Origin of the sequence: Robinsoniella sp. RHS (assembly GCF_001029355.1) — a bacterium.
Taxonomy (GTDB): Bacteria; Bacillota; Clostridia; order Lachnospirales; family Lachnospiraceae; genus Robinsoniella; species Robinsoniella peoriensis.
The window spans coordinates 141,286-161,332 of record NZ_JNGB01000015.1 but is presented as its reverse complement, the minus strand read 5'-3'; the positions used below and the strand labels follow the sequence as shown (position 1 = coordinate 161,332).

General features: G+C 40.9%; 21 protein-coding genes. 16 read left to right on the top strand and 5 right to left on the bottom strand.

From position 1 onward, the window contains the following. Nucleotides 1-27 precede the first annotated feature (27 nt). Nucleotides 28-150 carry a hypothetical protein gene (locus tag RHS_RS30585; RefSeq protein ID WP_255348045.1) on the top strand — a complete coding sequence of 41 codons (123 nt, stop codon included), beginning with the start codon at nt 28-30 and terminating at the stop codon, nt 148-150. Between the two features lie 438 nt (nt 151-588). Here RHS_RS30585 and RHS_RS08245 read toward each other — a convergent pair whose 3' ends face one another. Further along, entirely contained in the window at nt 589-804 is a 216-nt protein-coding gene (locus RHS_RS08245; RefSeq protein ID WP_027294542.1) for a DUF4177 domain-containing protein, read from the bottom strand. 405 nt (nt 805-1,209) lie between these two features. Between RHS_RS08245 and RHS_RS08240 the strand changes: the two genes are divergently transcribed. Continuing rightward, a complete protein-coding gene (locus RHS_RS08240) occupies nt 1,210-1,878 on the top strand; it encodes a YkgJ family cysteine cluster protein (protein ID WP_047832900.1) in 669 nt (222 codons plus the stop codon). Nucleotides 1,879-1,984: 106 nt separating this feature from the next. Here the strand turns inward: RHS_RS08240 and RHS_RS08235 are convergent, their stop codons facing one another. Further along, entirely contained in the window at nt 1,985-2,311 is a 327-nt protein-coding gene (locus RHS_RS08235) for a hypothetical protein (RefSeq protein ID WP_027294540.1), read from the bottom strand. A gap of 129 nt (nt 2,312-2,440) precedes the next feature. Here RHS_RS08235 and RHS_RS08230 point away from each other — a divergent pair, with 129 nt between their 5' ends. The 3 genes from RHS_RS08230 to RHS_RS08220 all read left to right on the top strand — a co-directional run bounded on the left by RHS_RS08230 (nt 2,441) and on the right by RHS_RS08220 (nt 5,392). Then, entirely contained in the window at nt 2,441-2,860 is a 420-nt protein-coding gene (locus RHS_RS08230) for a potassium channel family protein (protein WP_047832899.1), read from the top strand. Between the two features lie 117 nt (nt 2,861-2,977). Continuing rightward, the gene (locus RHS_RS08225; protein WP_027294538.1) at nt 2,978-4,099 is read left to right on the top strand and encodes an ROK family transcriptional regulator; all 1,122 of its coding nucleotides are present in this window, start codon (nt 2,978-2,980) and stop codon (nt 4,097-4,099) included. Nucleotides 4,100-4,336: 237 nt separating this feature from the next. Beyond that, on the top strand, nt 4,337-5,392 hold the full coding sequence (locus RHS_RS08220; RefSeq protein WP_044294797.1) for an NAD(P)-dependent alcohol dehydrogenase: 1,056 nt from the start codon (nt 4,337-4,339) through the stop codon (nt 5,390-5,392). A 140-nt stretch (nt 5,393-5,532) separates the two neighbouring features. Here the strand turns inward: RHS_RS08220 and RHS_RS08215 are convergent, their stop codons facing one another. Further along, the gene (locus tag RHS_RS08215) at nt 5,533-6,099 is read right to left on the bottom strand and encodes a helix-turn-helix domain-containing protein (RefSeq protein ID WP_047832898.1); all 567 of its coding nucleotides are present in this window, start codon (nt 6,097-6,099) and stop codon (nt 5,533-5,535) included. A 193-nt stretch (nt 6,100-6,292) separates the two neighbouring features. On the opposite strand from RHS_RS08215, the gene RHS_RS08210 reads away from it, so the two are divergent. The 8 genes from RHS_RS08210 (at nt 6,293) to bioA (ending at nt 14,997) form a co-directional block, all read left to right on the top strand. After that, nucleotides 6,293-7,369 carry a mandelate racemase/muconate lactonizing enzyme family protein gene (locus tag RHS_RS08210; RefSeq protein ID WP_047832897.1) on the top strand — a complete coding sequence of 359 codons (1,077 nt, stop codon included), beginning with the start codon at nt 6,293-6,295 and terminating at the stop codon, nt 7,367-7,369. A 25-nt stretch (nt 7,370-7,394) separates the two neighbouring features. Next, nucleotides 7,395-8,564 carry a DUF819 domain-containing protein gene (locus RHS_RS08205; protein ID WP_027294534.1) on the top strand — a complete coding sequence of 390 codons (1,170 nt, stop codon included), beginning with the start codon at nt 7,395-7,397 and terminating at the stop codon, nt 8,562-8,564. 15 nt (nt 8,565-8,579) lie between these two features. After that, the gene (locus RHS_RS08200; RefSeq protein ID WP_047832896.1) at nt 8,580-10,703 is read left to right on the top strand and encodes a CocE/NonD family hydrolase; all 2,124 of its coding nucleotides are present in this window, start codon (nt 8,580-8,582) and stop codon (nt 10,701-10,703) included. Between the two features lie 55 nt (nt 10,704-10,758). Next, nucleotides 10,759-11,157 carry a hypothetical protein gene (locus RHS_RS08195; protein WP_047832895.1) on the top strand — a complete coding sequence of 133 codons (399 nt, stop codon included), beginning with the start codon at nt 10,759-10,761 and terminating at the stop codon, nt 11,155-11,157. A gap of 219 nt (nt 11,158-11,376) precedes the next feature. After that, a complete protein-coding gene (locus tag RHS_RS08190) occupies nt 11,377-11,904 on the top strand; it encodes a biotin transporter BioY (protein WP_395021819.1) in 528 nt (175 codons plus the stop codon). A gap of 16 nt (nt 11,905-11,920) precedes the next feature. After that, nucleotides 11,921-12,892, top strand: coding sequence for a biotin synthase BioB (gene bioB / locus RHS_RS08185; RefSeq protein WP_047832893.1), 972 nt, complete (start codon nt 11,921-11,923; stop codon nt 12,890-12,892). Further along, nucleotides 12,885-13,565: a dethiobiotin synthase gene (bioD, locus tag RHS_RS08180; RefSeq protein WP_027294529.1), complete on the top strand. Its 681-nt coding sequence runs from the start codon at nt 12,885-12,887 to the stop codon at nt 13,563-13,565. Before bioB ends, bioD begins: the two co-directional genes overlap by 8 nt. Nucleotides 13,566-13,653: 88 nt before the next feature. Further along, nucleotides 13,654-14,997: an adenosylmethionine--8-amino-7-oxononanoate transaminase gene (bioA, locus tag RHS_RS08175; RefSeq protein WP_047832892.1), complete on the top strand. Its 1,344-nt coding sequence runs from the start codon at nt 13,654-13,656 to the stop codon at nt 14,995-14,997. Between the two features lie 141 nt (nt 14,998-15,138). Here the strand turns inward: bioA and RHS_RS08170 are convergent, their stop codons facing one another. Then, nucleotides 15,139-15,735: a TetR/AcrR family transcriptional regulator gene (locus RHS_RS08170; RefSeq protein ID WP_044294790.1), complete on the bottom strand. Its 597-nt coding sequence runs from the start codon at nt 15,733-15,735 to the stop codon at nt 15,139-15,141. 33 nt (nt 15,736-15,768) lie between these two features. Next, the gene (locus RHS_RS08165; RefSeq protein WP_027294526.1) at nt 15,769-16,497 is read right to left on the bottom strand and encodes a DNA alkylation repair protein; all 729 of its coding nucleotides are present in this window, start codon (nt 16,495-16,497) and stop codon (nt 15,769-15,771) included. Between the two features lie 257 nt (nt 16,498-16,754). On the opposite strand from RHS_RS08165, the gene RHS_RS08160 reads away from it, so the two are divergent. The 3 genes from RHS_RS08160 to RHS_RS08150 are packed head-to-tail and all read left to right on the top strand — an operon-like array spanning nt 16,755 to nt 19,960. Then, nucleotides 16,755-18,170, top strand: coding sequence for an ABC transporter substrate-binding protein (locus tag RHS_RS08160; RefSeq protein ID WP_047832891.1), 1,416 nt, complete (start codon nt 16,755-16,757; stop codon nt 18,168-18,170). A 32-nt stretch (nt 18,171-18,202) separates the two neighbouring features. Then, nucleotides 18,203-19,090 carry a carbohydrate ABC transporter permease gene (locus tag RHS_RS08155; RefSeq protein ID WP_052377830.1) on the top strand — a complete coding sequence of 296 codons (888 nt, stop codon included), beginning with the start codon at nt 18,203-18,205 and terminating at the stop codon, nt 19,088-19,090. Nucleotides 19,091-19,108: 18 nt separating this feature from the next. Next, nucleotides 19,109-19,960: a carbohydrate ABC transporter permease gene (locus RHS_RS08150; protein ID WP_047832890.1), complete on the top strand. Its 852-nt coding sequence runs from the start codon at nt 19,109-19,111 to the stop codon at nt 19,958-19,960. Nucleotides 19,961-20,047 lie beyond the last annotated feature (87 nt).

Genomic DNA, 20,047 nt, shown 5'->3' with positions numbered 1-20,047 from the left:
GATTAAGACGCTTTGTAGATGTAGGTAGTGTACGGAAAGATGGGTGTGGGAAACTGGCATGGGCTCCGTCAGCTGGCCGCAGAACTGGTATTTTCTAACCTTTCCGAAGCACTTTTTGGCGGCACGCGGGTATTCACCGAGAAATCCTGATGCATTTCTCGGTTCAGTACCCGCTTAGTATCCGATGGGAGCCAGTCGAATACTATCCGCCAAAAAACACTTCGAAAAGGTAAGTAAATACTCAGCTCTGCTCTACGCTTCCTACGCCCATACCAGTTTCCCACACCCATCTTTCCGAGATAGCATTCGTTGATACAAAGCTGGTTTTCTCAGCAGGTTGGAACCCCTGGGCTGTGGCAGGCTATTCGTTTTTGGATACTGCGCAGTATGTTTCGGCTGTTTGTGTAAAAGAAGATGGAAGTTTGTTCCTTTTTCTGATTACAGAATGAAAAACATATTCCGTCCCCTTCTCTTTCCGTACACTACCTACATCTACAAAGCGTCATTACTCACCTAAACCCCAATATAGTTAAACAAACAGCTTCAGGAAATTAAATCCTAAAGCTGTTTTCGTATATTTTAATAAAATTATTGTGCTTCCCGTTCAAAAATTATTTGATAATTCATCGCAGAATATATTCCAGTTTTCTCATTAAATGGAACGACAACCTGCTTCAGCCGCCATCCTTTTTCGGCTTCCATAAGTATGGTTTCTTTGCATTCTTCGAAAGTGTCCCCGGCTTTTGTTTTGAGGCCATTTTCTTTTTTCGGTATTTCCACAAATTTATACTCGTACTTTTTCATAATCTTATCCCCCTGGACTCGTCCAAATATGTATAAATATATAACTCTAATTAGTGTCTATATAAGTATTATAATAAGGGAAACTGTCAATGTCAAAGATTTCTGAGAATTAAGGTATTAAGGTATTGTATATGAGAATTAAGGTTGTAAAATATATTAAGAAGGTATAACCCGGACGTGGGATCCGGGCTATGAGAGAAAGTAATAACATTAGTTGTTATTACACTAATAGTTTAATATACATTTCTGGTTATGTCAATAAGAAAAAGCAGGAATTGTGGGATTAAATCTTAAGTGAGGGTGAGTGGTATTGCTTTTTCATCCGATAATTATTGAAAATAAACAGGTGATAACATATAATAATGTTTAATATATGAAAATAAAAAGTTATATGAGGAAAATAATATGATTAGAGAAGTAGACCTTCAAGAAATATCGGATGGAAAATTATATGGATTAAATGATATGGTGAAAGCAGACTGTCAGGATTGTAACGGGTGCTCCGCCTGCTGTCAGGGAATGGGAGATTCCATAATTTTAGATCCTCTGGATATTTACCGGTTAACAGCCAATCTAAATTGCTCTTTCGAGGAACTGCTGACGGATAAAGTTACATTAAATATCGTAGACAAAATGATATTGCCAAATCTGAAAATGGCAGAAGGATCAGAGCACTGTGCTTTTTTAAATAAAGAAGGAAGATGCAGTATTCATAAATTCAGACCGGGAATATGCAGGATTTTTCCCCTTGGAAGATTTTATGAGAACAATTCTTTTCAATATTTTTTGCAGATCCATGAATGCAAAAAGGACAACAGAACTAAAATAAAGGTTCGGAAATGGATTGATACACCGGATGCAAAAAATTATGAACAATTTATTGTGGAGTGGCATTATTTTTTAAAGGACATGCAGAAGATGCTGGAAAGTGAGCAAAATGATCATCTGATGAAAGAGGTTGGGATGTACATATTGAAATATTTTTATTTAATGCCCTATGATAAAGACAATGATTTTTATGAGCAGTTTCGGGAACGGCTGGAAACGGCAAAAGAATTTGTAAGGACCTTATAAAGAGATAAGGTCCTCACAAATAGGATGCAGGGGCAGCGCATCATATAGTTCCTGCAGTCTATATACTCTGCGAATAGATTGGCTGTTACAAAATCAGCAGCTAAGCTTATAGCAGTTGCTGGTCAAAAGTGATTTCATCAAAGTTTTCGTTATTTTCAAGATCATGCTGGTTATGATAGAATTTTACAGTAAAGGAATCGGCATCTGAATCCGGATTCTCATGCTGGTATTCCTTAAAGGTTTCCAATGCAATTTCTTTTAATTGGGCAGATGACCAGGTGTTTGTTACAATAATGTTCAATACGCAGGTATTGGTACGGTCGGCTTCGGTACTGAATGCATTTACTACTTTATATTCCGGACCTTTCCATAGGGCGAAAGCCCAAAGGGAAGCAAGACATACCAATGTGACAAGGATTTTCTTTTTCTTCATAATGAACACCTCCTATCTATACTGTACCATAAATGGCAGTGGTTTTATGCTGGTATTTGATGGGAGTGCAGAGAAATAGCGGGAAAAATCTGAAAACGCTCTGAAAATGAAATGTAAAAGGAATATATAATGAAAAAATTAAAGAGACTCTGGAAAATTTTAAAAATAACAAATGTAGATAAGATGTTAATTGGATTTTTGCTGTTTATACTGGCAATTTCCTTTGCATTTCTGGCGGCAGAACCAGAAGTAAAGACATATGGAGATGCACTGTGGTATGCATTTAGTATCATTACAACCATCGGTTTCGGAGATTTCTATGCGGTTACGGTTGTGGGGCGGATCTGCACGGTGGTTTTGGGACTTTACGGTATTTTAATCGTTGCGCTTATCCCAGGGGTAGTGGTCAGTTATTACCTGGAATTTATTCAGAGCAAAATGGATGATACAACCGGTGTATTTCTGGAAAAATTAGAAAACCTGGACCAGTTGTCTAAAGAGGAACTCCGGGATATTTCTGATAAAATTAAGAAGAGCCGTTATAAATGATGTCCCTTACGATAAAAAATGCGAGAAAATACAAGTTTTTATTGTATTATGAGAAAATCTTATCTATAATATATTTAATAAAAGGATTTATAAAACTTTCATAAGCAGGTAAAAAGTATGGGAAGAAATGGTAAGATAATAGAGACGAAACGTATGAATAAGATTCGCATTGCCAAATTTATATCATCAAAAGGGGTTACATCAAAAGCTGAGATTGCAAATATACTGGGATTAAGTATGCCTACGACACTGCAGAATGTAAAAGAGTTAGTAGAGGAAGGCATCGCTGTGGAAAATGGAGTATATGAGTCTACCGGCGGGCGAAAGGCAAAGGCACTTTCCATTGTCCCGGATATCGGATATGTGATTGGAATTGATATTACTAATCATCACATTACGATTGTGCTTGTGAATATGAAAAAAGAACTTTTGCAGATTGAGCGGATCAGAAAAACATATGCACCGGATTTTTCATATTATGAAGCGCTGGGTGACTTCATCAGAAGGTTTATCTTAAAATTAAAGGTAAAGAGTGAAAAAATTCTGGGTGTGGGAATATCACTGCCAGGAATTGTAGACCAGGAGCAGAAACTGCTGATACGCTCCCATACATTGGGTGTGAGCAATGTCAGCTTTAAAAGCTTAGATGAGTTTATAGATTTTAATTTTGCGTTGGAAAATGATGCAAACAGTGCAGCATATGCAGAACTTGGAAACGAGACAGAAAATACCGTATATCTGTCATTGAGCAATACGGTAGGCGGAGCGGTCTTTTTGCATGATCGTCTGTATCTGGGTGAAAATTTTAAAAGTGCAGAATTTGGACATATGGTAATTGAAAAGGATGGACGAACCTGCTATTGTGGCAAAAAAGGCTGTGTGGATGCCTATTGTGCGGCAAAAGTCCTGATGGAACATGCAGATGGAAATCTGGAGACGTTTTTTGACAAGCTAAGGAAACAAGATGAGGAATGCCTCAGAGTCTGGGACGAATATCTGGAGTATCTGGCATTAACCATTACAAATCTGCGCATGGCATTTGACTGCAACATTATACTGGGTGGGTATGTTGGGGGTTATCTGGAAGAATTCCGGATGGACCTGAATAAAAGAGTATTGAAATACAATAATTTTGATATAGATACGTCCTATATCAGAATGGGAAAATACAAACTGGAAGCATCCGCCTACGGAGTTACCATGGGATTTGCAGATGCTTTTTTTGAAAGTTTGCAGTAAGTGAAGATAGGACTAGTGTACCAACTAGTTGGATTAGCAAAGAAACTCTTTTGGTTTAACCGGAAGGGTTTTTTTTATACAAATTACATAATATAATCGAAATAATTTGGGTGAATCAACGAAAATAAATTTAGGGATTGACTTTTGGGCAAAATGGAATAATAATATAATTACTTTGATAAAACATTTGATAAAAGAAATGAAGTTATACATAGCATGTAAAGGAGAATGATGATTATGGATGGAAAAATGAAAGTTGCAGTGATGAATGGAATTGGTAAAATGGGATTTGAAGAGCGTGAGATTCCTAAGGTAAAAGAAAACGAAGTTTTGGTGAAATTGGATTATGTAGGAATCTGCGGTTCGGATCTTCATTACTATGAAACCGGGGCTATCGGAGATTATGTGGTAGAGCCTCCTTTTGTACTGGGACATGAGCCGGGCGGCGTAGTTGTGGAAGTTGGCGAAAGCGTAACGCATTTGAAGGCAGGAGACCGTGTTGCCCTGGAACCCGGGAAGACATGCGGGCATTGTGAATTTTGTAAAACCGGCAGATATAATCTGTGCCCGGATGTGGTATTCTTTGCAACACCTCCGGTAGACGGGGTATTCCAGGAATATGTGGCGCATGAGGCGGATCTGTGTTTTAAACTTCCGGATAATGTCAGTACATTAGAAGGTGCACTGATTGAACCGCTTGCAGTGGGATTCCATGCGGCAATGCAGGGAAATGCACATGCAGGCCAGACGGCAGTTGTTATGGGAGCCGGATGTATCGGCCTGGTTAGCATGATGGCATTAAAGGCAATGGGCGTATCCAAAGTTTATGTGGTGGACATTATGCAGAAGAGACTGGATAAAGCAATGGAATTAGGAGCAGACGGAGTAATCAATGGGTCAGAAAAAGATGCGGTGGAAGAAGTATTGCGGCTGACAGGCAATAAGGGCTGCGATCTTGCTATCGAAACGGCAGGTACACAGATCACAACAGTACAGACAATACATATGACGAAAAAAGGTTCCGACATTGTCCTGGTTGGCTATAGCAAGAGCGGGGAAATGACCCTTCCAATGAGTCTGGCTTTAGATAAAGAGCTGACCTTTAAAACCGTTTTCCGCTACCGCCATATCTATCCAATGGCAATAGAAGCAGTTGCTTCCGGAAAGGTAAATCTGAAGGGAATTGTTACGGATATATTCAGGCTGGAGGAAGCCCAGAAGGCAATGGACTACAGCGTAAATAATAAGGCAGATGTGGTGAAGGCTGTTATCAAAATATCAGAAGAAGCGTAACCGGGCAGCAGTATGCGCATAAAATTCTAGAACCATATTAAATACAGCATAGAAAAAAACAGCATAGAAAAAGACAGGGGCAATCAGTTCCTGTCTTTTGTGTATGTTCTGATGCGTGTATAAATTACCGGGAAGTCTGATTAATTCAAAGCCATATTCCCCCAGACGGGAGGTGTGAGGCTTGAAATGCCTTCCACCATCGTATCATGGTCATTTCTGAATAAATGCGGGATATCTTCTTTAATCAATGAAGAATCCCCTTTTTTTAATATAATTTCATCGTTTCCCACAAGAAGGGTTAATGTTCCCGACAGAACAGTTACGATTTCCTCGGAATGATGGACAACCGGAAGTTCCGAATCCTGTGTATGGGGTTCGATGGTAAACCGGATCATTAGGCTTTGGGGCATAAATTTATGGGAAGGGAGAGGGCTTAGAAAATGATAAGTAACAGATTCCTGGTGGTTGTACATACGAATCTGCCGGTCTTCCCGAATTGTAAGTGCCTCATCTTCTTCATAGTCCAGCAACAGATAAAGCGGTACATCCAGAGCTTTGGCAAGCTTTCGAAGGGATGAGAGGGAGGGTTCTACCTGCCCGTTTTCTACCTGGGATATGTAGCCAATGGAAAGACCGGTTTCTTCAGCCACGATTTTCAATGTTAAATTTGCTTTTTTTCGATATTGTTTAAGTTTATTACCAAGCATGGTATCCTCCTGATAGTAGTGTCTGTGATTTAGTCTGTATTTTATTAGATTATAGCATATCTAAAAATAAAAGGGAAACATTTTAAGTAATACTAAAATTTCAGAAAACAATTGACATATAATTATATAAATAGTAATATAAATCTAAAATATTTATAAAAAGTTTAGTATTTATAAAAAAGGAGAAGCGGATATGAAGATTGTTGATTTGAAGTTGGAAAAAATTCGGATTCAGTTAAGCGAGCCTTTCCGGGTAGCATTTGCTGTTATTGATTATTCTGAAAATGTACTGGTGAAAATCATTACGGACGATGGGATTGCGGGATATGGTGAGGCAGCACCGCTGGCATTTGTGACCGGTGAAACCATTGAAGGGGTTATAGCGGCACTTCAGATGTTCCGTCAGGGACTGATTGGGGAGGATCCTCTGAATATTGAAAGGATACATGCTCTTATGAATGGTGCAATTGCAGGAAATACTTCTGCAAAATGTGCAATTGACCTGGCGCTTTATGATATCCGCGGCAAAGTGATGGGACAGCCTGTATATAAGGTACTGGGCGGATTTGCAAACCAGGTAGTCAACGATATAACCATTGGCATGGACGAAACTGAAAAAATGGTAGAAAAGGCCAGACATTACGTGCAGGAAGAAGGATATCATATCCTGAAGATTAAGACGGGAAGCAATCTGGAAAAGGACATAGAAAATATACATAAAATCCGGGAAGCGGTAGGACCCCATATCCGTCTCAGGGTGGATGCTAATCAGGGATATTGTGTAAGCGATGCGGTAAAAGCACTGGATGCATTTGAAAAGGCGGGTGTTGAAGCTGTGGAACAATGCCTTGTGGATTGGGATATGGAAGGCGCAGCCTGTATTCGCCAAAAAGCAAGAGGAATCAAGGTTATGCTGGATGAGTCTATTCACAGCCCGATTGATGCAGCAAAAGCCTGCAGGCTGGGTGCTGCCGATACCTTGAATATCAAACTGATGAAATGCGGCGGCCTCTATCAGGCAGAACAGATCAATGCAATCGCAATGGCTAATGGAGTAAATTGTATGGTTGGGTGTATGCTGGAAACAAAACTTGCCATCACTGCCGGACTGAGTCTGGTTGCATCCAAGCAGAATATTACCGAGGCGGACTGCGACAGCTTTCTGTATTATAAGGATGAATCAACGGGCATGAGCGGCGGGTTTACCAGGGAGGGAGATATCTTTACCCTTTCAGATAAGCCGGGCTTTGGATTAGATATTAATTTCTAGAAGACTAAGGAGGAGGGTTTATAAAATGACATTACCTATTTTTAATTCGACGGAAAGTTTGCTGGCGGTTGTATTTATCATGATCGCTTTCAGTATGTGGCTGCAAAAGTATTCCGCCCTGAAAAGCATCGGTCCGGTACTGACCGTGATTGTGATCGGGATTATTTTATCCAACTTGAAAATTGTGCCGGGCAGCCATGAATTATATGGTACGCTGGGGACATATTGTATTCCAATATCAGTATCGCTGTATCTGCTGAATGTGGATTTCCAGGGCTTGAAAAAGCTTTCCAGGCAGCCATGGATCGCTATTATCTGTGCGGTTTTCAGTGTGAGCATCATCAGTGTCATATTTGGGGTAGTATTTGGAAATGTCATTCCGGAAGGCTGGAAAGTTGCAGGGATGTTCGTAGGTACCTACACAGGCGGAAGCGCAAATCTGACGGCAATTGCAGTAGGGCTTAATGCTGCACAGGAAACCATTGCTTCTGCAAATGCAGCTGATTATGTAATCGGAATCCCGGTACTGATTCTTTTATTTGCAATGCCGGCTATCCTTCGGAAAATGAAATGGATTGAAAGAGTATGGCCTTACCATTACACCGAAGCAGAACGCCAGGAAAGTGATGGTTCAGGCAGTCTGATGGGATCGGATACCTGGAGCATCCGGGATATTGCTTATCTGCTGGCACTTGCCATTACGATCTCTACAGTGGCAGGAATCATATCAGCTAAGCTTTTCCCAGAGTCTTTTATGAGTGCCGGTAAAATTCTTTTAAATACAACGATTTCTCTGATTATGGCACAATTACCTATGGTAAAGAAGCTGAAAGGAAATATGAGCCTCGGACTGTTATTCGGTATGATGTATCTCTCTACCATTGGTTTTATGGTGGACATCCGGGCATTTTTTGGATCCACACTGGCAATTACGCTGTTTTGTGCATGTGTAATTTTTGGTGCAATGGCACTTCATCTTCTGATTCTGCGCCTGTTCAAAGTGAAGTATGAATATGCTGTATTGTCTATTACAGGAGCGATTGCAGACGGGCCTACTGCTGCGCTGGTAGCGTCCGGCGGAGGATGGAATTCCCTTGTGGGAATCGGTCTGATTATGGGTGTAATTGGCGGAGTATGCGGAAACTATGTGGGAATTGGTGTTGCGTATCTGATTAAAATGCTGATCGGAGCTTAAAAGGGAGGCAGAGATATGGTTCAGTGGAAGTTTTATACTTCGGGAATATTGTATGGAATCTTCTGGCAGGAAGCGGACGGATTTTATTGCAGAACATTGGATTTTACCAGCGGGATACTGACAGAAACGGCTGTATTTGATGAAGCGGTGAATGAAAAATATAAGCAGATGAGCCGACTGGATATATTGAGGTTTCTAAGGCGTAAAGATACTTATGAAAAGATTTTCACCGGCTGTGACCAGCCTGAAGCGGATACGCCATTTGCGGAGCGCTATACGAAAAGGCTAGATGGCATCTGGGGACAGAGAGATATCAAGTTCCCTCAGAATTTCCTGGTATCGGAATCAGTTCTGGCCGGGGTAATCTGCCCGAACAGGGAATGTGCCTGGATACTGGTACGGGATGGGTATGAGAAAAAAACTGTACTGAAGGATTGGATAAATTATGACGGCAGATACCACAAGCCCTGTCCGGTCAGGTATGCCGGGATGTATGATGTAATCACCCGGGATGGAATTACACTGTCAACCGATGTCTATCTTCCGGGGAACGGGGATGGTCCGTTTCCAACCATGCTGGTGCGTACTCCTTACGAAAAAGAATCCGGTGCAGAAAATTATTTCCGCTATGTACAGCGTGGATATGCGGTTGTGATTCAGGATGTCCGTGGGCGAAACTTAAGCGGTGGAGAGTTCCTTCCTAATTATTATGAAGTGGAAGATGGCGATGATACTCTGAACTGGATTGCTGCCCAGCAGTTCAGCAATCAGAAGGTTGGGATGGTAGGAGGTTCCTATCTGGGGTATGTACAATGGGCAGCGGCAGCCAGTCAAAACCCTTATCTGTGTGCTATCTTAAGCATCGTATGTGCGGGAAGTGCGTTTGTGGATGTACCAAGAAGAGGCGGATGCTTCACCTCCGGAATGCTGGCATGGTCGTTTGCCATGTCTAAGAAGAAAATGGATCCGGCCCTTATGGTACGGGATGATTGGGAAAAGGTTCTGAATATCCGTCCCTTGTCCCAGGTAGCTCCTGAGGCACTGGGTTATGATATTCCCTTCTTACAGAAATGGCTGAAGCATACGGATAATGATGAACTGTGGAAGCGTTCGGACTGGCAGGCCAGGAATCCCAAACAGCGTATTGTGCCTGCTCTGATTATGTCAGGATGGTTTGATGATAATGGGATGGGAACCACTCAGGCGCTGGAACTGACAAAGGACTATCCGGAGGGAATGCGAAAAGTGATTCTTGGTCCATGGATGCACAGCGGCAATGCTAATTATGATATTCATGGAATACACATGGGCATGGATGCAGTACGATTTGATATTGACCTGATGTTTTTTAAGTGGATTGATCACTTTCTGAAAGGACGGGACAACGGGATCTGCAGCACTTCTCCGGTAGAGTATTATACACTGGGCGAGAATAAGTGGAAACAGGCGGACCGGTGGCCGATAGAGCATGCTAAGAAGAAGGTGCTTTATCTTTCGGGGACAGGCAATGCGTTAAGTGAAGCAGCTGGAAACAGTTTAAACGGAAAATCAAATGGCATGCTGACCGGTAATCCGGGTGCAGATGGCAGTGATACTTATAGCTATGATCCGGAAAATCCCGCTGTGCATCTGATTGACATGTCGGAAAATGAGCTGGAAGTTCCGGAAGATTATACAGAGGAAGAGAAACGAAGTGATGTACTGGTCTACAGTACGCCTGTTTTAAAAAAGGCAGTTACCATTACCGGAGATATGCTGGTTAAATTATACATCTCTTCGGATGCACCTGACACGGATTTTATTGTACGTATCACGGATGTACAGGAAGACGGGCGTTCCATTAAACTGGCTGACGGTATGCTGTGTGCCAGGTACCGGGAAGGATTTGAACAACCTGTATTTATGGAACCGGGGAAGGTGTATCCCATTCAAATCAAAACCACAAAGATTTCCAATACTTTTCAGCCCGGTCACCGGATCCGCCTGACGATTACATCCAGTGCGAAGAACTTTATTTTTCCAAACAGTAATACCACAGGTGGATTTGACAGTGAAGAATTCATGGTAGCGCAGAATACGGTCTATTATGGAAAACAGTACCCTTCGTCTGTGGAGATTATGGTGGAAGAAGCACTGTAAAATGATATAATAATAATAAAGTTGTTTATAACAGGAAAGAAAGCAGGGAGAAGATATGGCTAATGAATTTGATTCTGAATTTAGCAATGTGAAGTATCTTGACAAAGAAAATATAGTATTTTTAAAGTGGAAAAAGTTTTGTTGTTTTGGTGACTACAGAAACCCTACAACATTTGCGCTGAATTTATTACGTGAAAATCCAGGCAGCAATTTTGTGATCGATGCACAGAATGGATTTGAGGATGAAAAAGCGGATGTGGAATGGGGATTCTCCTTTCTGCTTCCGGAAATGGCAAAGACGGATTGCAGATATGTAGTTTTTATCATGAAAGAAGTAAATGAAATTGAAGAAGAAATGGATATGTGGACTAAAGAATTCAAGAAATATTTTGCAGTGAAAAAGGTGGAAAGTTTTTCCCAGGCGAAAGAATATCTGGAAATGGTTACTGTGTAAATTTTTATTTTTCTATTTTATTGATTATTTTTAAGTAGGTAAGCCGCTGGTCAAAAGATCAGTGGTTTTCTCATTTGCATATTGTTAACCAAAAAAATAAATTAGTTGACAATAGGACGGGGCTATTATATATTTACTGGTGTAACAGTTATTCAGATGAGAATAGATATTATATTTATAGGAGGTGAAAAATTGAAAAAACGATTGAAAACAAGTGATATGGTAATGTGTGCGTTGTTTACGGCATTGATTGCAGCAGGAGCATTTATAAAGATTCCGGTTCCGGTAGTTCCCTTTACACTGCAATTTTTATTTACCATGCTGGCCGGACTTTTACTGGGCGGTAAACTTGGAGCACTAAGCGTATTTGTATACCTGATACTGGGGCTCGCAGGCTTGCCGGTATTTTCCGAAGGAGGCGGTATCGGTTATATTTTCAAACCGAGTTTCGGATATATAATTGGATTTGCAATTGCCAGTTTTGTGACGGGAAACATGGTTAGAAAAGCAGGCAGTTTACATATGGGCAGGATACTTGCCGCCAATTTTACAGGGCTTGCAATCGTATACGGCGTAGGAATGCTGTATTACTATCTGATTTGTAATTTTGTCATTGATACGCCAATCGGTCTTTGGCCATTGATTTTATATTGTTTCATTCTGGCGGTACCGGGAGATATTTGTCTTTGTTTTCTGGCAGCGTTCATTGCAAAAAGATTAAAGCCTGTTATTAACCAGCTTTTATGAAAGAGGAGGAGCAGCATTGTATAGTGTAGAAGGTTTAAAGGAGAAAATTTGGAACTCAGGTACGATAAACAAGGAGGAGGCGATGTTTTTGGCTGAGGCGCCGCTGGAAGAACTTTGCAGGGCAGCGGATGATATACGAAAAAAATTCTGTGAAAATGCATTTGATATCTGTACCATCATAAACGGGAAAAGCGGAAGATGTTCGGAAGACTGTAAATACTGTGCCCAGTCCGCTTATTATCCGGCGAAAACAGAATACTATCCGCTGATGACATCTGAAGAGATCGTAAGTCAGGCAGTCTATAATGAAGAGCGCGGTGTACTCCGTTATTCAATTGTCACATCCGGAAAAAGGTTAAGTGATGAGGAAATAGACCAGGTCTGTGAAAGTATACGTCAGATCAGAAAGGAATCAAATATCGCTGTCTGTGTGTCCTTTGGGTTGTTGAATGAGACACAATACCGCAAGATCCGGCAGGCGGGAGCTACCAGAGTACATAACAATCTGGAATCATCCAGGCGCTATTTCAAAGAGATTTGTACAACCCATACTTATGACGATAAAATAGAGGCATTGCTTGCTGCAAAAAGAGCTGGTTTAAGTATCTGCAGCGGAGGGATCATGGGGCTTGGAGAAACTATGGAGGATCGTATTGACATGGTGCTGACACTGAGGGATCTGGGTGTAAAATCCATTCCGGTAAATCTTCTGAATCCTATTCCAGGGACCCCATATGAGGGAAAAGAAATATTATCTAATGATGAAATGTGCAGGATAACAGCTGTTTTTCGATTTCTGATTCCGGATGCGTCTATTCGGCTGGCGGGTGGAAGAGGACTTCTGACGGACAAAGGTGAGCAGTGCTTTTCCTCCGGTGCCAATGCAGCCATATCGGGAGACATGCTGACCACGTCAGGGATCAGTATCCGGCAGGATATGGAGATGTTAGAAAAATTAGGGTATAAGGCGGTGCTGTATCATGGGTAAGAGTATATTTATAACAGGAACAGGCACCGATGTGGGGAAAACTTTTATTACGGCACTCATAGTAAAAAAGCTGCACGAAGCAGGGAAAAAAGTGGCTTATTTCAAGGCGGCTGCCAGTGGAAATGTAAGATCAGAAAAAGGTCTCATTCCGGGGGATGCGGATATGGTCAGGAAAATTTCAGGCATTGATATGAAGCTGTCTGATATGATTCCTTATGTATATGAAAATGCAGTTTCTCCACATCTGGCTTCAAGAATAGAAGGAAATCCGGTAAATTTGGAAGTTGTAAAACAAAAATATGCAGAACTTTGCCGTCATTATGATTATGTTACCATGGAAGGAAGCGGTGGAATCCTTTGTCCGGTCTGTTTTGATGAAAAGGAAATCTGGCTGGAGGATATTATTAAAACCCTGGGCCTGAGTTCAATCCTCATTGCAGATGCCGGACTTGGTACAATTAATGCGGCAGTACTGACAGTTGAATATATGAGGCAGAAGGGATTGCCGGTAAAAGGTATTATATTAAATCATTATCATCCTCAAAATCCCATGGAAGAAGATAATAAAAAAATGATTGAACACAGAAGCGGCATACCGGTAATTGCATGTGTGGAGGATGAGTCCGGGGATCTGGATATAGAATTACCAAAGCTGATGCAATTATATGAGTAACGGAGGAAGAAGTTTTAAAGAAAATTTACATTCAAACTACTAATTAAGGAATAGCCCAAGCTAGCTTGCGCTATACAGGGGGATAAATATGAATTTAATTGAGAAGGACCTGAAGTATATCTGGCATCCATGTTCCCAGATGAAAGACTATGAAGAATTAAAGCCAATTGTAATTGATCGTGGAAAAGGCGTATATTTATATGACAAGGATGGAAAATCCTATCTTGATATTGTGAGCTCCTGGTGGTGCAATCTTCTGGGACATTGTAATCCGAAAATAAATGAAGGGATGAAGCAGCAGCTGGATCAGCTGGAGCATGTAATATTTGCAAACTTTACCCATGAACCTGCAATAAAATTATGTGAAGAGCTGGCTGGGATATTGCCGGAGGGACTCTGCAAATTTAACTTTTCCGACAATGGATCTGCAGCAGTAGAGTGTGCTCTGAAGATGGCATTCCAGTACCAGTATCAGACCGGACATCCAAAGAAGACGAGATTCATGTGCCTGAGCGAAGGATACCATGGGGAAACCATCGGTGCTCTGTCCGTTGGCAGCATGGACCTCTACGCTAAAATTTATCAGCCGATGCTAATGGATACCATACGGATAGAAGCTCCGGACTGTTATCGGTGTCCCTTTGGAAAATGCAGGGATGATTGCGATGGAGAGTGCATCTGCCATGCCGAAAAAGCATTTGAGGAATTTGCAGATGAGACCTGTGCAATGATTGTAGAGCCTTTGCTCCAGGGCAGCGCTGGAATGCGGATGTATCCTCCGGTTTATTTAAAGAAACTGCGCCGGCTTTGCGACCGTTATCAGGTACTTTTAATCGCCGATGAAATCGCAACGGGATTTGGCCGTACCGGCAGGATGTTTGCTTTCGATTATGCGGGAGTCAGTCCGGACATTATGTGCGTCTCCAAAGGACTTACCGGGGGCTATATACCAATGGCAATTACCATAACTACGGATCAGATCTATGATGCTTTTTATGCCGATTACAGTGAAGGAAAAGCTTTTATGCACAGCCATACATACAGCGGCAATCCTCTGGGATGTTCGGCAGGGCTTGCGGTACAGAAAATACTGCGGGAAGACCATATATTAGAACAGGCTGCCACAAGAGCATTTTATTTGAACAAAAAAATAGAAGAAGCTTTTTTGGATCATCCCAATGTAGGGGAAATAAGACATCTTGGATTAATCAATGCCATAGAGCTGACGCCGGATAAAAAGACAAAGTCAGATTACCCTTCCCAGCTGCGCATGGGTTATCAGATATATAAGGAAGCGTTAAAGAAGGGCCTGATCTTACGTCCTCTTGGCAATGTACTTTATTTTAATCCGCCGCTGATTATTAATGAGGAAGAAATCGATAAGGCAGTAAATATGTGCAGGGAGTCAGTTCGTGAAGTATTGAAAGACTGATCGTAGTATTTATTGAAGAAAGTATTCGACTGGCTCCAATCGGATACTAAGCGGGCACTGAGCTGAGAGATGCATTAGGATTTCTCAGCGAATGCCCGTGTAAAAACGTCTCTTAATCAGCAGATCCCAAACGTACAGCGCTTACTGTTGCAGAATATTTTTTCTATATCCATTAACCATATATTCTATCGTAAGCCCTATTTTTTGATTGATCTCGGCAGTTTTATGCACCGGGTAATTTAACGCCAACTCATTCAATGCACCTGAAATGCAATAGGTCATTAATTTTGTATCAACGTCATCCGCCAGGTAACCCTGATGTTTTAACAGGTCAATATGCGTCTGCAATACATCCATTGAATTTTCCAGGTCTGCTTTTCTCCAGGCATCCCAGCCGATCACAACAGGGGCGTCCACCAACAGGATACGCCTGCAGTTTTTTGCATTGGCGCCTTTCACAAAACCCAGACATCCAAATGTAAGCTGCTGCCACGGATCATCACTTTTTAATGCTTCTTTTTCAATATGTTTTGCAATATCTTTTTGAACAATCTCCAGTACCGCAAGGAAAAGTCCCTGTTTATTCTTAAAATGGTGATACACCGCTCCCCGTGTCACGTCAGCTTCCTCTGCAATTTTTTCCAGAGATACATCATAGTATCCATGTTGTGTAAAATGTTTTCTTGCAATTTTCAATAAGGCTGATGTCGTCTTTTGTCTGGCTTCTTCTCTTTTCATTACTGTAAACTCCTCCTTATTTTTAATTTTTCCTTACTTTTGATTTCTCATTCCGTGTTTGATGATCCATTCCTGTGCTTTGCTGGAGGGTGTTTTCCGCCATTGTGCAATGATAAGATCTGCCTTCTCCGGCGATTCCCGATATAAATCATTCAGATTATTGCCAACGCTTTTTTGTACAAACTTTTCAGGATCATCTTTTAAATTAGTGAGTATTTCTGTGTACCGTTCAAATTCATCCAATGCGGAAAGAAGTTTTATACCCCAGGGCAAGCGTATTCTTACACCTTCACTGGCAAGCCTGCGCACATGAACATTATCATCATGTGTCCAGAGGATCAGCTCATCCATTACTTCACCTGGATGCTCCTTCAGCAAAGGACGGATAGCAAACTCACCAGTAAAACGTTTTGTCAATTCTTTTAGGAAAGCCAGAGACTCCTTCCAGTTTTCGATTCCGTTACGTTCAACGTATCTCCCAATAGGCCAGAGCCACCATCCAAGGTTAAACATTCCTTCCGGCTGTGTTAATTCCGGGCCCAGCAGCTCATAAAAGGTTTGAATATTTTTCATATAATCATTCCCCATGCTTTTTTCCATGGCATCAACAATACAGTCAAATCTTGCAAATAATTCTTTGTCGTCAAGATTTCCGATTAAGTCACTGCAAAAGTTCTGTGAGTTGAAGTGGGGCATTACTGAGTACAGTTTTGAAGAAAGTTCCAGAACATATTCGTCATTGTAATGCTCTTTGTGCTTCATATGTATTACCTCCTTTTCAATGCTTTATCTTATATTAACATACGTACAGTATGTACGTCAAATTTTTTTTTCGGCTTTTGTAACCGTCAATGGGCAGCAGATTAAAGTCTGATTTTGGTGCTTGGAAACGGAAAGTAAAAAGCACAAATATTACATCTCACACACGGCTGATACATTTCAAATTAAATTTATATTTGGTAAAATATGTATACAGAACAAGTAACAGAAAAAGATGAGAAGCAAAGGAGAAGCAGGGTATGAAAAAAGGATTATTAGTAAAATTGTTGTCAATGGCAGTTGCAGCATCAATGATAGCAGCAGGCTGCGGTGCAGCCACAGAAACATCTGAAACAAAAGAGTCCCGGACTAACGGGACAGAAGCAGTATCGAAAGAATCAGCCAGTGGGACAGAAAAGGCCGGTGGCGAAACGGAAAAAGCCGGAAAATCAGCCGGAGAGAAAAGTGAGGGCGATATCCCATCGGAATTGACACTTTACACCTATTATGCAGACAGTGCAATAGAACAGGTTGACAGAGCACTGGAGATTATGAAAGAGACATATCCGGATTTAAAGATAAATATTGAACATCGGACGGATTCGGATGGAAGTGTCTTAAAAACAAGAGCAGCCGTTGGAGAATTGCCGGATATATTTGAATGCACCGGACAATTAACGGATCTGATGGTGAAATCAGGTGATTTGGCAGAATTAGATTCTGTTATTGAAGAGACGGGTTTCTTTGATAAGTATCTGGACGGAAATTTTGAAGTAAAAAGATCGGCTGACGGACATTTTTATGCTATATCATCAACTACACCGGAGTGCTGCCTGATGTTCTATAATAAAGAAGTATTTGCGAGACTGGGTCTGAGTGAACCGAAAAATTTTGATGAATTTAAAAATGTGGTAGAGAAATTAAGCGGGGACGGGATGATACCTTTGGCTCTGTTTGCACAGCAGAAATGGCCGGGGCTTCAGATGTTTGATATGGCAGTTATCGGGGAGGGCCAGCCACTTGGCATTACCGGTTTAGATGATGGAACTGCGAAAGTTACAGATCCTGAATATCTGGCAGCAGCTAAGAAGCTGTCTGAGCTGGTTTCTATGGGATTGATCGGCAAAGGTGCATTAAATACAAATGCCAGTCAGGCTTTCGAATTACTGGAGACAGGACAGGCAGGTATGCTGGTCAATGGCAGCTGGTTTTTCAATGATGCGGCAGTTGGGGGATACGGAGATAAAATAGGATATTTTGAATATAATCCCTTTGCCGACGCAGGAAAAGAAGAAGAAATGCATTGGAGAAAATCCGGCGGAACCGGTGCAATGGGAGGATATGGTGTAAGTGCAAAAGGAAAATATGTTGAATATTCTAAAAAAGTGTTGATATCATTTTTAGAGGCAAGAGATATAGCAAATGCAGAACTTGGTTCTCTCAGTGTGCGAAAAGAACCGGTAAAACCATTAGAACCAAGAGCAGAAGCATACCAGGCTTATGCAGACAGCCTTGATAAAATAGAATCTACGACTAAATATGAATGGGCTTTAAATAATCAGGAATTAATTACCGGTCTTGAAGATGCTTGTGAATTGCTGCTTACCGGATTAAGTACTCCCGAAGATTATATCGCAGATCTGGAGGAACGTATTTCTATGGCGCTTGGTGAATAGATCAGGAAACTTTGCAAGGAAGAAAGGGTAAGATGATGAATCCGTTATTTAAAAAGAAAAAAGCTGCTATGTTTCTGTTTGCTGCACCGGTTGTAATCTTATTTTCCATAATTATAGTGATTCCTCTGATACAATCTGCAGCAATGAGTTTTACGGAATGGGACGGTATTAATAAAGCTGTTTTTAATGGACTAAGTAATTATAAACGTCTTTTTACATCCAGAGATTTGAATGTTTCCATACGGAACAGTCTTTTATATTCTGCAATACTGACTGTTTATCAAATTGGTATTGGAACGCTTCTTGCATATTTTATTGTGAATTTCAAGATTAAAGGGAAACGGTTTTTTAAAGATGTATATTTCTTTCCGGTTTTGTTGTCCGTATCTGTTGTCGCTCAGCTTTGGATATCAATTTACCATGGTGATTTTGGTTTAGTAAACCAGCTGTCCGGCTTATTAGGATCAGATTGGAAGCAGAACTGGCTCAATGAACCGGTAAAAGGAATTATTGCGATTGTTATAGCAGAATCCTGGAAAGGAATGGGATATCATATGCTGATTATTTATGCAGCAATGAAAAATGTTCCTGATGTTTACTATGAAGCATCTATCATTGACGGGGCGGATAAAAAACAGCAATTTTTTCATATTACCCTTCCCCTGACAGTGTCCACGATAAAAGTCAGCGTGGTTATGTGCATTACTTATGGATTCAGGGCATTCGAAATGATATACCTGATGACTGGAGGCGGTCCCGGCAATTCCAGCTATACTATGCCAATCATGATGTATAAGGCATTATTCAGCCTGCAGAAATATGGTTATGGAAGTGCGATAGCAGTAGTTATAGTGGTGATTTGTGTAGGGATGATGCTTATTATAAATAAATTAACAGAACGTTTTGATGTGCAGTATTAACTGATTTGGAGGTATGGTATGAAGAAGATAAAATCTTCTGAGAGAAAAATAAAATCTTCCAGGATAATCGTATATACCATTATGATTCTCTACGGAGCGATATGTCTGTATCCGGTTATCTGGATGGGATTTTATTCATTGAAGAATAATGAAGAAATATTTGTAACGAATCCTTTTGGTCCCCCCATGATACCCCAATGGGGAAATTATATCAAAGCAGTAACACAGTTTGATATCCTTTTGTATTTTAAAAACAGCATCTGGGTTTCGCTGGCTGCTATGTTTCTTGGAATACTGTTTTGCCTGATGTTTACATACGTGGTGTCCAGAGTGCGGGTACGAACCACAAAAGCACTGCATTCTATGGTAATAGCCGGAATGTTTATACCGATACAGGCAGTTATGACACCTCTGGTTGTTATGGTGAAAAATCTACATTTGACAAATACATTGTGGTCTTTGATTGTTCCCTATGTTGCTCTTAGCTTTCCCTTTGGCGTGATGGTTCTTTATGGTTTTTACCGAAGCCTGCCGATTGAGTTAGAGGAGTCCGCTTACATGGAAGGAGCGGGTTTTTGCAAAACCTATTTTCGTATCATATTACCCCAGATGAAATCAGCGGTTTCCGTGTTGATCATTTATCAGTTTATATCCCATTGGAATGAATTCAGTCTGGCATTAATTTTAATTACTAAAAATGAGTTAAAAACACTTCCGTTGGGACTGGCAGGTTTTTATGGGCAGTTTTCTACGGATTGGGGACCGGTTGGAGCAGCATTGGTAATTGCAAGTTTCCCGGTAATCATTCTATATGTATTTTTCAGCAATAAAGTAAGTGATGCCATGGCTTTTTCCGGAATGAAAAATTAAATTCATTGTGGGGATACTCCAATCCCTTTATAATATTAGATGATATAACTTGCATTCTTTTGAATGTACGGGAGAGATTTTGATATT

What these genes read in the sequence shown, in the direction of transcription:
- RHS_RS08155 (WP_052377830.1), top strand. Translation starts at nt 18,203, where the DNA reads ATGATGAATCCGTTATTTAAAAAGAAAAAAGCTGCTATGTTTCTGTTT.
- RHS_RS08230 (WP_047832899.1), top strand. Translation starts at nt 2,441, where the DNA reads ATGAAAAAATTAAAGAGACTCTGGAAAATTTTAAAAATAACAAATGTA.
- RHS_RS08210 (WP_047832897.1), top strand. Translation starts at nt 6,293, where the DNA reads ATGAAGATTGTTGATTTGAAGTTGGAAAAAATTCGGATTCAGTTAAGC.
- RHS_RS08240 (WP_047832900.1), top strand. Translation starts at nt 1,210, where the DNA reads ATGATTAGAGAAGTAGACCTTCAAGAAATATCGGATGGAAAATTATAT.
- bioA (WP_047832892.1), top strand. Translation starts at nt 13,654, where the DNA reads ATGAATTTAATTGAGAAGGACCTGAAGTATATCTGGCATCCATGTTCC.
- RHS_RS08190 (WP_395021819.1), top strand. Translation starts at nt 11,377, where the DNA reads ATGGTAATGTGTGCGTTGTTTACGGCATTGATTGCAGCAGGAGCATTT.
- RHS_RS08170 (WP_044294790.1), bottom strand. Translation starts at nt 15,735, where the DNA reads ATGAAAAGAGAAGAAGCCAGACAAAAGACGACATCAGCCTTATTGAAA.
- bioD (WP_027294529.1), top strand. Translation starts at nt 12,885, where the DNA reads ATGGGTAAGAGTATATTTATAACAGGAACAGGCACCGATGTGGGGAAA.
- RHS_RS08195 (WP_047832895.1), top strand. Translation starts at nt 10,759, where the DNA reads ATGGCTAATGAATTTGATTCTGAATTTAGCAATGTGAAGTATCTTGAC.
- RHS_RS08225 (WP_027294538.1), top strand. Translation starts at nt 2,978, where the DNA reads ATGGGAAGAAATGGTAAGATAATAGAGACGAAACGTATGAATAAGATT.
- RHS_RS08165 (WP_027294526.1), bottom strand. Translation starts at nt 16,497, where the DNA reads ATGAAGCACAAAGAGCATTACAATGACGAATATGTTCTGGAACTTTCT.
- RHS_RS08205 (WP_027294534.1), top strand. Translation starts at nt 7,395, where the DNA reads ATGACATTACCTATTTTTAATTCGACGGAAAGTTTGCTGGCGGTTGTA.
- RHS_RS08150 (WP_047832890.1), top strand. Translation starts at nt 19,109, where the DNA reads ATGAAGAAGATAAAATCTTCTGAGAGAAAAATAAAATCTTCCAGGATA.
- RHS_RS08200 (WP_047832896.1), top strand. Translation starts at nt 8,580, where the DNA reads ATGGTTCAGTGGAAGTTTTATACTTCGGGAATATTGTATGGAATCTTC.
- RHS_RS08245 (WP_027294542.1), bottom strand. Translation starts at nt 804, where the DNA reads ATGAAAAAGTACGAGTATAAATTTGTGGAAATACCGAAAAAAGAAAAT.
- RHS_RS08215 (WP_047832898.1), bottom strand. Translation starts at nt 6,099, where the DNA reads ATGCTTGGTAATAAACTTAAACAATATCGAAAAAAAGCAAATTTAACA.
- RHS_RS08220 (WP_044294797.1), top strand. Translation starts at nt 4,337, where the DNA reads ATGGATGGAAAAATGAAAGTTGCAGTGATGAATGGAATTGGTAAAATG.
- RHS_RS08235 (WP_027294540.1), bottom strand. Translation starts at nt 2,311, where the DNA reads ATGAAGAAAAAGAAAATCCTTGTCACATTGGTATGTCTTGCTTCCCTT.
- RHS_RS08160 (WP_047832891.1), top strand. Translation starts at nt 16,755, where the DNA reads ATGAAAAAAGGATTATTAGTAAAATTGTTGTCAATGGCAGTTGCAGCA.